Consider the following 14,770-nt stretch of genomic DNA (forward strand, 5'->3'; position numbering starts at 1 on the left):
TAGCACGAAGCTGATCATCAGAATATTTTGGTTGATAGATACCGTTGTTCTTTTTTAATCTTTCTTTTGCTTCTTGTAATCGCTCAAGCACTTCTTCTAGTGAAGTTGGTGGTTTCCTATATTTTGACTTACGGAAGTTATTTTGTTTGATTTTTGACGGCACCTCAGCCCCATTCGGCTTTGCAATCCGGTGCTCGACCAAGCCATTGGTTTGTCCGCGCTTGACCTTGTATTGGGCTTTTTGTTTTAGCTGTTTCGTTAGGGTTCTGAGTAATTGACCAAGCTCAGCAAGCTTACCGGTATGGCGTGCCTTGCTGGCTGTAGCTCCGGCTGTACCAAGGCCACCGGTTGATGCGGCCAACAAAGCAGCCAGGACAATTTCAAATACGGCGCCGCCCCCGATATAGGCCCACTCAGTTATGTGCTGTGCTTTGGCATATTCCGTCGCAAAGTTCATCAAAGCGCTCTGGGTTGCCGGATCATTTTTGATGAAACTGGCTATGTCATAGGCTTCTGCTAGGGTTTCTTTGCTGATGCTATTGGGGTCAAACCCCAGCGCTTTGACAAGCGCTTGATGGTTTTGGTCGTTGAAGTTGTTACCGAAGGTCGCGAGCCAGTCATCGGTGACGGTATCGTTGGTTCGCCAAGCAGCAGATGCGGCTCTGCGAAGGTAACCACTTGCGCTGGTTGCCGCATGGACATCATCAATAAATTCCAGTAGCCCAGCACCCGCATCATAGACCCCTTTCCCTACCTCCCTGGCGAGTACCGCACCTTTCTCCAGCATATTCATCTGCTGGTATTCGGCTTCAATTTCTGCAGCCTGAGCTTTCTGCTGGGCGATAATACTGTCTAGCAACTGGCTGACTTGGGTGCGGGTTGTGCTGATGGCGGACTCAGATATAGGAGTTCCAAATGTGACTTCAACATCACCAGGCTCGAGGTCATCGTAATGCTGGCTACCTGATTGATCTAAAGTACCCTCGAAAACTGTACCCGAAGACAGCAACTTGACCTGATAGGGGATGCCTTCTGCGGGTTGACCATCCGGTAAGGTGCAAGTGAGATCAAAACACTCCAGTTGCTGCGGCCTTTTGTCCGTTTTGCCTCCTTGAGTGAGGGCTTTGGCTGAGGATGCTATTTTGTCTATTGAGATGACTCGGGCTTTGCCTGCCATAGGTACGTCTGCACCCGTGCTCTCGGGCGGTGGTGGCATGAAGCTGTGTACCCTGTAAACATTCAGATCACCACTTGCCATTCGGCTACTGAGTTCATCGATCATTTCATCAATCGATTTATGGTGCTGCAGTGGGGTAGGGCAGAGCTGCTGATATAAGGTAAGAAGTTCAAACTTTCCGCTCCAAAACTCGCAATGATGGCGGAGTAAGTACTCAGCTCTGAACTTGCTCTGATAAAGGCGATCAGGTTGTACGACGTGACCGTCACGGCTTTGATAATGACGACCGATGACATAGCCAAAGCCTATTTCATCTGCCACCAATGTGCTGTGAAATTTGGCATGGGTAAGTGAATCCTCAAAGAACACCGCGCTAACTCCCTTCTATTCGTTGGTGTGGTATCTAGCTGTCGTGAAGGTCAGAGATTTGCTCTGTTACTTTCAACAAGCGCGAATAAGTTGTTGGCCTTATTCATCACCGTGCTAGCCGTTCGCGGTTTTCCTGATTTGAGCAGCTGATCGGAAAACGTTAAATAACGACTCGCCATAGAGAGCCTGAGCTGGTTTAAAGGAATAAAGTCATCAGGAAGGGCTTGAGCCAATAGATTGATATCGCCGCCAACATTGTCTAGCTGTTCGATTGTTGTACTCTGCTTTATCAATGACTCGAATGCCGAAATTTTACTTTCATATAGAGTTCTTGCTGCCTGGTAGGGGAAAGAAGGGGTTTGTCCTTGTTCAATTTGATGTTGGTATTGGACCATATCATGAACAGATTGTTTGAAATTCTGATCGTAGCTAGCAAAAGACTCTAGTTTGAGAGTATTCAAGAAAAATAGCTCACCGACTTCTAGAAGCGGTTGGAGCTTAGCAACGTCAAGATCTGAGGTTGCACTCGATAAACTGGTTGTAAAGATCTCTTCAGATTTAGCCGTAGGCTTGAAGGTATAACCTGACTTTAATTGCTGTAATTCGCCAAGAAGCTGATATACGTCGTTACCACTTTCATGATGCTGATAATCACCTTTCTCCAGTAGTACATTGATGCGTTGTACCAATATATCTATTGTTGATGTCCAACTATTGGCGATCCTCTCACTCATTGCATTGAGAGTAAGGGAGTCAGGGTATAAGGACTGTGCTGCAATGATCTCTTTTTCTATTGCGTAGTAATCGGGATAGCGTTCTGTACGGTTGGTCAATAACGCATTGATTTTGTTTTGGTATATGTTAAGAATTTGCTCCCTTTTGTCATGAAGTAAACCACTTATTAATAGTTGTTGGCCCTGTGGAATCACCGGTAATATTTCGAGCAACTTATTAGACGGTAAAGCGACAAGTTGCTGGTTAGCAGTAATATCGCTCTGTAGGATCTCTAATTGAGCGGAGAGGTGCCGTAGACGCTCCTCTTTCATCATAAAGCCATACCCGATGAGAGCGGCGATACATACTGTGGCAGCACCTGTTGCGAATAAAGGCCAATAGCGCTTGTTGAGTCGCTCTGTCATCTCGGTAAAATTGGAAATCCGTTGCTCAGACTGAAAAGCCAGTCCGCTCTGCAGTATTCGCCAGTTTGTTTTGCTGATATTGGTTGGTTTTAGTGCCTTAAGCTGGTTTTTTTCTGCAATATCGGCTGGTTTTCGTTCAAAAGGGTGCTGGCTAGTTAGTAGTTCGTAGGCAATACAGGAAAAAGCAAAGATATCATCTTTGATTTCAGGTTCACGTCCTTTAAGTAAGTCGGGGGAAGCGTAGGTGGGGGTATACCCACTTAAGGCATTGGTTTCATCTCGGGTTTCTGCCGCATAGTAGTCGGCATTTAGGTTCAGTGCTCTCGAAACGCCAAAATCAAACAGTTTAATCCTGCCATCTCGAGTAAGTATGATATTGCTAGGTTTAAGGTCTGCGTGAACCACGCCTTGTTCATGGGCGTATCGCAGGGCAGAAATGACTTGGTCGAGTAGCCTCATCGCTTTGTCATAGCTTAAGCCATTCGGGCGAGAGCGTTGGATAACCTCCTCCAGTGTTTCGCCGTCCAGCCATTCCATTACAAGAAAATGCGCATGCTTGTCACCACCGAAGTCGTAGACTCGGATAATATTCGGGTGGCTTAATTGCTGGGTTTTTTGAGCTTCTTTAATGAGGATTTTAGCCGCGCCAGATTGGTTCATATATTCTTTTTGTAAAACTTTCAGCGCGACAAAAGGCGATTTTACGCCGGCGGCTTCTAGCAACAAATCTTTAGCTCGGTATACGTCGCACATGCCGCCATGGCCAATCAATGTTTCAACTTTATACCTACCTTTGATCAGCCTCCCCTGTATTTCATCACTATCAAACGTATCAGTATCTTTCTTGGGTATATTTTCAATATATTCGTTGGTATCAAGTAATTTTGTTTTTTCTTGTTGAGTGATTGGATTTTTATTTGAAATCTTAGCACCTGTATGTGGGGCTTGATCACTTTGATGGCGGTCCATGTTGATTGCTTGCTCCATGCTATCAAACCGTGGGCTTTGAGGGTTTACTTGAAAATAAAGGCTGTTGAATACCAATGTTTTTACTTTTTATATAGATGGATAATATGATAATGCGAACAAAGCCCAAAATAATTTGATGCAATGTAATGTATTGTATTTAATTTTATGAAGTCAGTGCGATAAATAACACAGACCTTGTTGGTTGTATTGATCTTCATAAGTTGTGTTTTTAGTATCTCGCCATACGTTGGAAGGGCTTGTTGTTTTTCAGTTTTATTAACTTTTCTATTGCTAATTATTTATGAACTTGTAATTTCAGAACTGGCAATTATTATTGAACAGGTGATGTTTTCATGGAGTTAATACTCTCAGTACTCAGTTATCATCGCTTTACATCAGATTTGGTAAATAAGATGTCTTTTTCTTTTAATGACAAAAAAGACACTTATTCTATTGGGCGTTCGTCCCAAAGTGACTGGTGCTTACCCGATCCTGAGCGGGTGATCTCTGGTCAACATGCCTTTATCCGATGTTACCCTGGTGAATTTTTAATAACAGATTTATCAACCAATGGTTTGTTTATAAATAAATCCATAGAGGCGCTAGGGAAAGACAACGTCTATAGGCTGAACAATGGCGATATTCTGTCCTTAGGTGACTATGAGATAGAGGTTTCATTATTTGAAAGCGCGACAGCGGGAAGTGCTAGTCAGCAGCATCAGATTAGCAATGCTGACGAAATTAAAAAATCAATGGGTCATGTAGGTATACCTGTTAAAGAACAGCACTTCAGTAACTTACAAGCGAGCGGTGAGAGTTCAGAAGGGCCGGAGAAGCCAGCTGTTATCAATGCCTCAAGACCGGAGTTTAATGGGGGCCCTGAAGACAGCTTTGCGTTAACCCTAAGTGATTATTCTGAACCTGGTAGTTTTAATGAGAATGCTATTCCTGAAGACTGGGAGCATATGCTTGGTTCCTCTATTACGTCCCCACCCGAAGCTAAGACAAATTCACTGGATGATGAAGTGGATGCTTATCGTATAAACGAAAGTAAGAGTAGGCCGGGAAATACACCAGAGAGAAAGTTAGCCGACAATGGGTTAGATAACAATTTATCACCAGACGCGGCTGCGTTTATCCGAGGACTAGGGATTAACCCAGATATGATACCAGCAGGAGCTTCCGAGCTATGGTGGAATGAGCTCGGTATAATCACACAGCAGTTAATGGCAGGCTTGATGGATGCGTTGCATCAGCGTTCTATTTTTAAGCAGAATAGTCGTTTGAATCAGACTTTATTCAAGAGGCAAGAAAATAATCCACTCAAGTTTTCAGCCACGATCGAAGATGCAATACATAACTTACTTAATCGAAATAGCACCAGTTTTCTATCCGCAGATAAAGCAGTAAATGAAGCCTTTCGTGATTTAGAAAAACATGAACAGGCATTGCTAGCCGGTGTTGAAGGTACGGTTCATGGTCTAGTGAAATTGTTGTCTCCAGATTCTATTTCAATAAGAGGGCGAGAGCATACGCTTTGGCAGAGAATAACGCCATCCAATACAAAGTCAAATAATTGGGATACCTATGTAGCTATGTATCAGAGGCTAGAACATGATTTGGATGGTGCAAGTAAGGCGTTTTATCTTGATGATTTTGTTAAGTCCTATGAGGCATATTTAAAAGGAGTAAAGTAATGAAGTGGTTACGGTATTTTCCAGTTTCATTTGTTCTTGTTTTATTTATGTCGGGATGTTCAGTGGCCAACTATGTTGTTCCGGCTTATACAACACTGGAGTTTAAAATATCTAAGGATGTGAATCCTGATATGAATGGTAAGGCGTCACCAGTTGTTGTGAAAGTGTTTGAATTATCATCAAGAACACTTTTTGAAAGCCAGGATTTCTTTGCTCTATATGATAGACCTCAAGATGTGCTAGGTCCTGATTTAATTGGTAAAAATGAATTTGAATTTACTCCAGGAACTCGAAAAAGTTACGACTTGAATTTGCCGAATGGAATTCGATATGCCGGGATTTTAGTGGCTTACCAAGATATTGAAAATGCCCGCTGGAGAGAAGTTGTAGAGATTAATACGACAGAATACCGAACTTATGACGTGGTAATTGATGAACTATCCGTGTTTGTTCTTAACCGTTAAACGCCTTTTATGTTGTTAGGAAAGTTAAATGACTGATTTCAGCCGGGTGGTGTGGAGTGAAGGGATGTTTTTGCGTCCACAGCACTTTCAACAGCAGGAACGCTTCATGTTGCATGAGGTGGCACAGGTTACGAGCTCGATATCTCCTTATTTCTGGGGAGTAAATGAATTGATGATTGATGAGTCCTTACTTAGTCATAGTCAGTTTGGTCTAACCAAAATTAGTGCACTCATGCCAGATGGTTGTGCTGTTGAGAGCCCATTGCGGGATATGCTACCAAAAGCAATTGAGCTAGAAAAAAATGTACGTGATGAAATCGTGTATTTGGCAATCCCGGCTGAAAAAGTGGGTGCGGTGAATATTTCAGAACAAGGCAGCACTCAAATCACTCGATATGGTTTTTCTGATCATGATGTTGCAGATACCAATGTGGGAACTGATAGCCTTGAAGTTTTGCAGTTGGCTCAACTTACGCTGGAATTCAAGTTATCTAGAGATAGCCTGTCTGGCTATATCACTCTGCCTATCGCGAGAGTTATTGAAGTCAGTGAAGAGGGGAAGGTGTCTTTGGATCAAAAGTTTATTCCCCCGTGCCTGAATGCGAATAGAAATCCGGTATCGAAAATATTACTCAATGAAGTTTATGGGATGCTGAAGTTACGAGCGGATGCACTGGCTGGCCGTTTAAGCCAAGGACAAGGTGCAGCAAATTCCATCGCTGATTTTATGATGCTGCAGCTGCTAAACCGTTATGAGCCGTTATTTGTCCACTTAACAAAGAGCGATGGGTTACACCCACAGCTTATGTGTCAGTACCTGTATTCTTTGGTTGGGGAGCTAGCGACTTTTTCTGATGCGAGTAAACGACCTCCTGAATTGCCCGTTTATCAGCATGATGATCTGGCAAATGTACTCAGTCATATAATGAGTGTACTCAATAAGTACATGAGTACAGTGCTTGAACAGACGGCTACGCAGCTTCCACTTGACGTGACGAAGTTCGGTATACGTGTTGCGGCCATAGGAGATAAAGGGCTTTTAGATCGTTCAATTTTTGTTATTGCGGTTAAAGCTGATATTCACGGTGAAGAATTGCGTCGCCGTTTTCCGTCACAAGTAAAAATCGGCCCAGTAGAACACATCCGTGATCTTGTGAATAACCAATTACCTGGAATTGCAATAACAGCCTTGCCAGTCGCCCCTAGGCAGATCCCATACCATGCTGATTATCACTATTTTCAATTGAATAAAAACAATGATTATTGGCAACGTTTAAGTGCCAGTGGCGGTATCGCTCTGCATCTTTCAGGTAAGTACCCTGAACTCGATATGCAGCTATGGGCGATTAATTAGTAATAGTTGGTGCAGGGATTAATTGATATGTCGGAAGCAACCCTAATTAAGCCTCGCCCTGGCCCAAGGGGAAAAAATGGCGTAGGACGCAACACTGCGAAACAACCCAGCGTTCAGAATGTTGATCAAACGGTTGTAATGACAAAGATCAAGGCAGGAGGGGCATCTTTACGGGTCCCTCCCTTAGGTGATAACCCACTTGTTGAGGAAGCGAGTACCTTGTTGTCATTGATCGGTCAAATAAGGAGTACTTCCCATCACAATGATGTGAGTGATCTACAGCAAAGATGCATTGATAAGGTTCGTGAATATGAGGTGCGTTTAAGAAGCCTGTCGGTTGACAGTGAGAAAATAGAAGCTGCTCGTTATTGTTTATGCTCATTTCTGGATGAAACGGTATTAAATACGGTCTGGGGAGGGCAATCGAACTGGTCTACGGAAAGCTTACTTTCTACTTTCCACTCGGAAACATTCGGTGGTGAGTATTTTTACACGCTGATGGAAAGCAATTTGGTAGATCCGCGCACCAAGCTCCAGTTGCTTGAATTGCAGTATATCTGCTTGTCGTTGGGCTTTGTTGGCAAGATGCGGGTTGAAGAGCGTGGAATGGACAAGCTCGAGAGCTATCGTGAGCAGGCTTATCAGGTATTGCTTGAACAGAACGGAGAGCCGAGTCGTGAACTCTCTCCGGATTGGGCTAATCATGTTATCAAACGTACTGAATTAAAGAGTGGAGTTCCACTTTGGGTGTTTGTTTCCGTTTTCTCATTGTTAACTTTGGCGATGTACATGGGGTTCAGTTATCAGATCAATGATTATTCGAATAAGGTGTTTAACCAGCTAAATGAAATAGCTCGTTTTGAAACCAACGACCGACAGCGTCAAAATTCCTCGGTCAATCCTGCATCAGTTCGCTTACAGCAGTTATTACAGCGAGAAATTGAAAATGGTGTACTTGAAATCATCGAACTGCCTGATCGTGTCCGAATTATTATGAAGTCAAGTGAGCTATTTCTCTCTGGTAGCGCTGAAGTTCAGACGGCTTTAATGCCTGTTCTATCGAAGGTTGCAAGGGCATTGGAATCAACGAGTGGGAAAATCTTAATTACAGGTCACACTGATAACCAGCCCATTTTTACCAGTAAATATCCGTCTAATTGGCATTTGTCATTAGCTAGGGCAACGGCAGTTGCTAACAGTATGGCAATGGGAACCGATTTACATGGACGGCTGTGGCCTGAAGGTCTAGGCGAGTCCAAGCCGCGCAATGCCAATGATAGCGAACAAGAACGCGCACGCAATCGCCGGGTTGAGATTGATTTACTCTTTTAAGTACAAGGGATTGAACGAGAAATATGTTCATAAAAGGATTATTTAGGCGGTTCTGGAACGTATTGAGCTCCAGGTGGGCTTTATCGTTTATTGGCTTGCTGGCCTTATCGCTGTTGATTTGGTTTGGTGGACCGTTGGTATCTATCGCAGGGCGAGAGCCATTGGCCAGTCATGTGCAAAGGCTTGTTGCATTGCTGGTACTGACATTTACTTGGGCTGTTATCAATATCGGCCGCCAATTACGGCATAAGCAGAAGAATGAGAAAGCAGTGAAAACACTGCTTGATGGTGATGATGACGCTTCAATGGTAAATGATGCGTCTAAGCGAGAAATAGACCTTCTCCGTTCCAGAATTACTCAGGCGCTATCCGTTCTCAGCAGCTCATCACTTACCCGCAATAAAAGTGTGTATCAATTACCATGGTATATCCTTATTGGCCCCCCAGGCACGGGAAAAACGACGGCTCTGTATAACTCTGGGCTGGAGTTCCCGCTGAAAGATAAGCTTGGTGAGGATCCGCTGGCGGGTGTAGGCGGTACTCGTCATTGTGATTGGTGGTTCACAAATAAAGCGGTATTGATTGACACCGCTGGCCGATATACGACACAAGACAGCAATAATGAGCAGGACTCTAGAGGCTGGCTGGGGTTTCTTGGGTTATTAAAAAAGCACCGTGCGCGCAGGCCAATCAATGGGGCAATTGTGACGGTGAGTTTGGTTAGTCTACTGACTCAAACACATACGGAAAGAAATTTGCACGCCCGTGCGATAAAGCAGCGCATTCAAGAGCTCAAAAACCAACTGGGTATGCATCTCCCTGTTTATATTGTTTTGACGAAAGCGGACTTGGTTGCTGGTTTTAATGAGTTTTTCTCTGATTTGTCTGTTGAGCAACGCGAACAAGTGTGGGGAATTACGTTTCCTGAGCATCCTGATGATAGGGACCGCGGCGTTGTGGGGCTGTTTAACAAGGAGTTTCATTTCCTGCTCGAATCACTGACTGAGCGCGTGAATATCCGGTTGAAAACAGAGCGAGATATTGAGAAGCGAACGTTAATTTATGAGTTTCCCAAGCAGCTAAAACTGTTACAGGCTGCTACTGATGATTTTTTAAAAGAGATATTTTCCCCCAACACTTTTGAAGAAGCCCCGATGCTACGGGGGGTATATATTGTCAGTGCTACTCAAGATGGGGTGCCGATTGATCGAGTCATGGCACAAACATCCGCTGATCTGGGTTTGGGGCAGGTAGCGCTTCAGCAATCGGGTGGAGCACCAAAAGGGTTCTTCATCAAGCGCTTGTTCGAGGATGTCATTGTGCCTGAGCAGTATCTGGGTACCGTGAACCGTTACCACAAGCGACAACACCAATGGTTTCGTCTGGGAGTTGTTGGAGCATGCTGTTTATCAACCGCTTTGATAGGCAGTCTATGGCTAGTGAGTTATAGGTGGAATAAAGGGCTTATCGATCAGTCTGATACGGCAGTACAGGCGTATCAACAACTGGTCATTCAACCTGTAACACCAGACACTGACGCGATTACTCTGGTCAATGTACTTGATGCGCTGAAAGATCTTCCTGCTGGATTTAGTGGCTACATGGTGGATACAGAGGAGTATAAACGTGCTGGTCTGTATCAGGGCGATAAGATTGGCCAACCAGCAAAGGCGGCTTATGTGCGCGGGCTGCAAAAATACCTTGCTCCTTATCTTGCTTCTTCTCTTCAAAGTGAAATGCAGCTTAATCAAGAGTATTTAGAGTACCTTTATGAAACCTTGAAAGCATACCTCATGCTGTTCGATAAAGAACATTATGAAGAGGCGCAAGTATTGAGTTGGTTTGCGCTGTATTTTGAGCGTAACTATCCGGGTGATGTCAATAAGGCATTACGTTGGTCTCTTGCTGAACATACGGCTAATTTGCTAAACCAAGGCAATATCGGGATTCATATTGATGATGAGGCGGTACAAACAGCCCGGGGAGTATTGACTCAGATGCCCCTCGCAGAACGAGCCTATCAACGTTTGAAATTGGAGTTTCTGGATAGCCCCGTACCGGACTTTACTCTTACCGATGTATTGGGCATTCAGGGAAGTAAAATTTTTGAGCGGCGAAGTGGTAAGTTGCTAAGCGAAGGGATCTCTGGCCTCTATACATACAATGGTTTTCATAGTGTTTTTCAGCTTGAAAATCAACGTATTGTCAAACGTCTAATGGAAGACAGTTGGGTGTATGGTGATGAGCTCCAGCTTTCAGAATCAACTAAGACGAAAGTTGCAGATAGCGTTAGTCAAAAATATTACCGCGATTATGTTTATGAATGGACCCAACTGTTGGCAGATATCAGGTTGAAACCTTATCGAAATGCAGAAGAAGGCCTTCAATTATCGAAAGTGCTATCGGGAACTGAGCAACCGGTTGAGAGTTTGATCTTGGCTGCACAAAAGCAGCTTCGTTTGACCGATTTACCCGTGAGTGAAAATGCAAAAGCTGCCGGTGAAGTAGCAGGCCATGCCGCGAAGGTGGCAATGGCGCATAAAAAAGCAAGGATAAACCGTTATTTACCAAATGAGTTGCCATCGGTTGATTTTGACTTACCTGGTAAATCTGTAGAACAAGCATTTGCTTCGATTCTGGCGCTCAATGAGGGAGACCTAAATACCCTCAATGAATCTTTTGTACAGTTGCACAATTTTATGGTTGAGCTGAGCTCGACAGGAAACAACGACAAGGTGGCATATAAAAGTCTATTGGGCGGAGATGCCCAAGGCAGCTCAACAAAAGCTTTGTCACGAATTGAAAATACCCTTCCGCCTCCGTTTGAACAATGGATGGAAGGCTTGTCACAGCAAACGTCTAAATTGGCAAAAAAAGGTTCTAAGACGCACATCAATACGCTCTGGCAAGAAAAGGTGGTGAGTCAATACCGAACTGCAATAGAAGGCAAATACCCCTTTAACTCAAGGGCTCGAGGTGATGTTAAGCTGAAGGACTTCGGTCGCTTTTTTGGCTATAACGGCGTGATGGATCGCTTCTTCATCGCTTATCTTGAACCTTTTGTCGATACGTCTAGGGGCAATTGGCGGTTTGTAAAGAATATCGGTGTAAGTGAGGAGTCACTGCGCTCTTTTGAGCAGGCTCGACGTATTCGTGACGCATTCTTTGAACCCGGCACTCAATCACCGCGGATTGAATTTGCGATGAAAACGCTTTATTTGGATAAGCATATTAGTAATTTCAAGCTTGAACTTGGAAGGCAGTCGCTGACTTACCGCCATGGCCCGACACGTTCCTCGAATTTCAGTTGGCCGGAAAAATCGGCGACGTCTAAAGTGCGTTTGGTGTTCACCCCGCCTTTATATGGGCACTCGATCACAAAAACATATGAAGGAAATTGGGGGCTGTTCAGAATGCTGGATGAGGCAGCAAGGCATCGACCTCAGACCCGCAAAGACCATCTAGTGCAAATTGAGCATAAAGGAAACAGAGCGACAGTCGAGCTGGTCCCTACGAGCGTCGTGCACCCATTTTGGATGAAGGATTTAGCGGGGTTTTCATGTCCGACAACCTTGTAAAAAGCAAGTTTGGTTATTTCGGAAAAGTACCCGTTCGCGGAGACTTTATTCAGGATCAATTGCCTGCTGACTTTATTGAGAGTTGGAATGAATGGCTGCAGGCAACACTGGCTGTAAGCCGCGAGCAGTTGGCAGACAATTGGCTGGATTGTTATCTCACAAGTCCTATTTGGCATTTTGCCCTATCTCCAGGGGTATGTGGTGAGAGTGCGATTGTCGGTACGTTAATGCCAAGCGTGGATAGGGTGGGGCGGCATTATTACTTCACTCTAGCGAGTCCGGTTGAGCACCCTATCTCGGCATTTTGGGAGCAGAAGCAATGGAGTCAGGAATCAGAAGAATTGGTATTGAAACTACTTGATGATGAAACTGACTTTGCTTCATGGGTTAGTGAGTTAAATCAGAATATGTGGTTTGGGGGCCTCCCCACGGTCGGAACAGATACCAGAATCGTAGATACAGAACAGAGTAATCATCGAGTGCTGATAAACGAAGGGCACATCGAGTCATCCCATATGTTGCATCTGGCTTATCGGGAGAGGTATGACCGTTATTGTCTGTGGTGGACCTCGGGTTCGGAGCGCGTACCAGCTTGTACGTTAATTACCAGTGGGTTGCCATTTGTAGGGCAATTTTCTGCGATGCTGGACGGTTGTTGGGAAGAGTGGGGGTGGTAATGAAATCAAAAGAGCTGAACTGGAGATTTCTGACCTTTGTACAGAGCCATCCGGGAAAAGTTAGGCCATACAATGAAGATGCATGTTTGGAATGTGCTGATGAAGGCGTTTGGGTTGTTGCCGATGGGATGGGTGGACATAAAGCTGGGGATGTTGCGAGTAAAATTCTGATTGAAATCATTCAGGAATACGTTCGAGGTGCGACAGCCCTGACTTGGGGAATAGACTATTTACGCCAAGCTATCGCTAAAGCGAACAGCAGGATCTATGACTATTCACAACAGTACCTCAACGGGGAAACCATAGGGACCACGGTTGTTTTATTGTTGGTGCAAGATGGTTTGTATCACTGCTTGTGGGTTGGTGATAGCAGGATGTATTTGCTACGTAGTAATCAACTAAGTCAGAAAACTAGGGATCATAGCCAGGTGATGGATATGGTTGAACAAGGGCTGATTGATAAGGCTGAAGCGGAAAATCATCCGATGGCCAATGTGATAACCCGCGCCGTTGGCGTTGAGCCTAACGTTACTGTCGATCAGGTGTCGGGCGAATTGGTGTGGGGGGATATATTTCTGCTCTGTACTGACGGTTTGAACAAAGAATTATCCGACCACCTTATCGCACAGTGTATGCAAGCGAATAGCGTTACGGATTCTGGCTTAGCCCTAATGCACTCCGCTTTGGTCAAAGGGGGGTCGGATAATATTACTTGTGCTTTGGTTCAGTTGACAAGATCTGAAATGGATTATCAGGGGGCTGTTTGCAGTGATGATACCGTCCCGGTATTTCATAAACGGAGTAACTCGTATTGAAAAGGCGGAGTGATTTCACTGCGGCTATCATTTATTAGGATATAGCATTCATGGATGGAAATTATATTGATTTTGCTGCACTGATGCAGCCAATTTCAAATGAACTTCCTGCTGGTGAAGATCCCCGTACGGATACTTCACCCTATTCGGCCTATTACACCTTAAAGGATGTTCGTAATACTGCTCGTGCAACGGAAAGAAGGTCATTAGTTGATAATGAACCTCTATTATCTTCAGCACATCATTGGAAAGACATATTAGAGCAAGTACCTGATCTATTAAATTCCACGTCAAAAGACTTAGAATTTACGGCATGGCTTATTGAAGCATTAGTTAGAAATTATGGATTTAGTGGCTTAGCGAGCGGATTCAAAATAGCCACTATTTTAATAAGCGAATTTTGGCCTCACTTATATCCATTTCCAGATGAAGATGGTGTGGAAACACGTGTTGCATCCATTGTTGGCCTAAATGGTATTGAAGGTGAAGGTACTTTGCTGTTGCCAATAGCCTGTATTCCGATTACAGATTTTTCTGGCGGCAAAAATTTTTCTTTATGGGAATATGAACAAGCGCTAGAAATTGAACGCTTAGACGAAGATAAGAAAAAACAACGAATAGATTCTGGTGGTATTGAATTAAAGGATGTCATTGAAGCGGTTAATGGTTCAAGCAGTATATTTTATCAGGCTCTTTATAGAGATATAGCGTATAGCATAGAGCAATATAATGAAATGGTTGAAGCCATGGATCTTGCTTGTGGTACTCCTCAGCCTTCCACCAATATATCGAAACGCTTGCAGTCTTGCCTGGATGCAATCAGTTACCTTGCAAAAGATAAATTGGATGTTGAAGTGAAAGCTGAAGATTTAAGCTCAGAGGACGAACAAAACTCTGTCTATGAAGACAGGGCGAACCAAGTATTGGATGTACAGCTTAATACACGGCAGGAAGCCATCAATCATTTAAAGGCAATTGCGGCTTTTTTTAAAAAGACAGAACCTCATTCGCCAATGGCTTACGGCATTGAGCAGGTTATTCGATGGAGTGATATGGCGTTACCAGATTTATTAGAAGAGCTAATTACAGATGGCGATGCTAGAAAAGGATATTGTCGATTAGTCGGTATCCTGGCGGATGATCGCTAGCAATACTTTATTCGCATGTTGTGGGTGAAGGTATACGTTGAAGTTGGAATA

The 14,770-nt window shown here is 44.1% G+C and carries 10 protein-coding genes; 8 read left to right on the forward strand and 2 right to left on the reverse strand.

Features of this window, described 5'->3' with window-relative positions; genetic code table 11:
* Together C9I99_RS09020 and C9I99_RS09025 are read right to left on the reverse strand one after the other, a co-directional pair.
* Positions 1-1,546, reverse strand: a 1,546-nt coding sequence (locus C9I99_RS09020; protein WP_211321957.1) for a hypothetical protein, incomplete at its 3' end; no start/stop codon positions are given.
* A 50-nt stretch (positions 1,547-1,596) separates the two neighbouring features.
* On the reverse strand, positions 1,597-3,672 hold the full coding sequence (locus tag C9I99_RS09025; protein WP_107348553.1) for a serine/threonine-protein kinase: 2,076 nt from the start codon (positions 3,670-3,672) through the stop codon (positions 1,597-1,599).
* 335 nt (positions 3,673-4,007) lie between these two features.
* Between C9I99_RS09025 and tagH the strand changes: the two genes are divergently transcribed.
* The 8 genes from tagH to tssA are packed head-to-tail and all read left to right on the forward strand — an operon-like array spanning position 4,008 to position 14,719.
* Complete coding sequence (gene tagH, locus C9I99_RS09030; RefSeq protein WP_107348554.1) at positions 4,008-5,351, forward strand: type VI secretion system-associated FHA domain protein TagH; 1,344 nt, start codon at positions 4,008-4,010, stop codon at positions 5,349-5,351.
* Positions 5,351-5,815 carry a type VI secretion system lipoprotein TssJ gene (tssJ, locus tag C9I99_RS09035; RefSeq protein WP_107348555.1) on the forward strand — a complete coding sequence of 155 codons (465 nt, stop codon included), beginning with the start codon at positions 5,351-5,353 and terminating at the stop codon, positions 5,813-5,815. The genes tagH and tssJ overlap by 1 nt, the downstream gene beginning before the upstream one ends.
* A gap of 28 nt (positions 5,816-5,843) precedes the next feature.
* Complete coding sequence (gene tssK / locus C9I99_RS09040; protein ID WP_107348556.1) at positions 5,844-7,169, forward strand: type VI secretion system baseplate subunit TssK; 1,326 nt, start codon at positions 5,844-5,846, stop codon at positions 7,167-7,169.
* 27 nt (positions 7,170-7,196) lie between these two features.
* Positions 7,197-8,501 carry a type VI secretion system protein TssL, long form gene (gene tssL, locus C9I99_RS09045; RefSeq protein ID WP_107348557.1) on the forward strand — a complete coding sequence of 435 codons (1,305 nt, stop codon included), beginning with the start codon at positions 7,197-7,199 and terminating at the stop codon, positions 8,499-8,501.
* 23 nt (positions 8,502-8,524) lie between these two features.
* The gene (gene tssM, locus C9I99_RS09050; RefSeq protein WP_107348558.1) at positions 8,525-12,079 is read left to right on the forward strand and encodes a type VI secretion system membrane subunit TssM; all 3,555 of its coding nucleotides are present in this window, start codon (positions 8,525-8,527) and stop codon (positions 12,077-12,079) included.
* Positions 12,061-12,756 (forward strand): type VI secretion system-associated protein TagF, encoded by a 696-nt coding sequence (gene tagF, locus C9I99_RS09055; RefSeq protein ID WP_107348559.1) that lies wholly within the window; start codon positions 12,061-12,063, stop codon positions 12,754-12,756. The genes tssM and tagF overlap by 19 nt, the downstream gene beginning before the upstream one ends.
* Before the next feature lie 14 nt (positions 12,757-12,770).
* On the forward strand, positions 12,771-13,571 hold the full coding sequence (locus C9I99_RS09060) for a PP2C family protein-serine/threonine phosphatase (protein WP_107348836.1): 801 nt from the start codon (positions 12,771-12,773) through the stop codon (positions 13,569-13,571).
* A 50-nt stretch (positions 13,572-13,621) separates the two neighbouring features.
* A complete protein-coding gene (gene tssA / locus C9I99_RS09065; RefSeq protein ID WP_107348560.1) occupies positions 13,622-14,719 on the forward strand; it encodes a type VI secretion system protein TssA in 1,098 nt (365 codons plus the stop codon).
* The last annotated feature ends 51 nt before the right edge of the window (positions 14,720-14,770 follow it).

This window comes from Photobacterium lutimaris, assembly GCF_003025555.1.
In the GTDB taxonomy this organism is placed as follows: Bacteria; Pseudomonadota; Gammaproteobacteria; order Enterobacterales; family Vibrionaceae; genus Photobacterium; species Photobacterium lutimaris.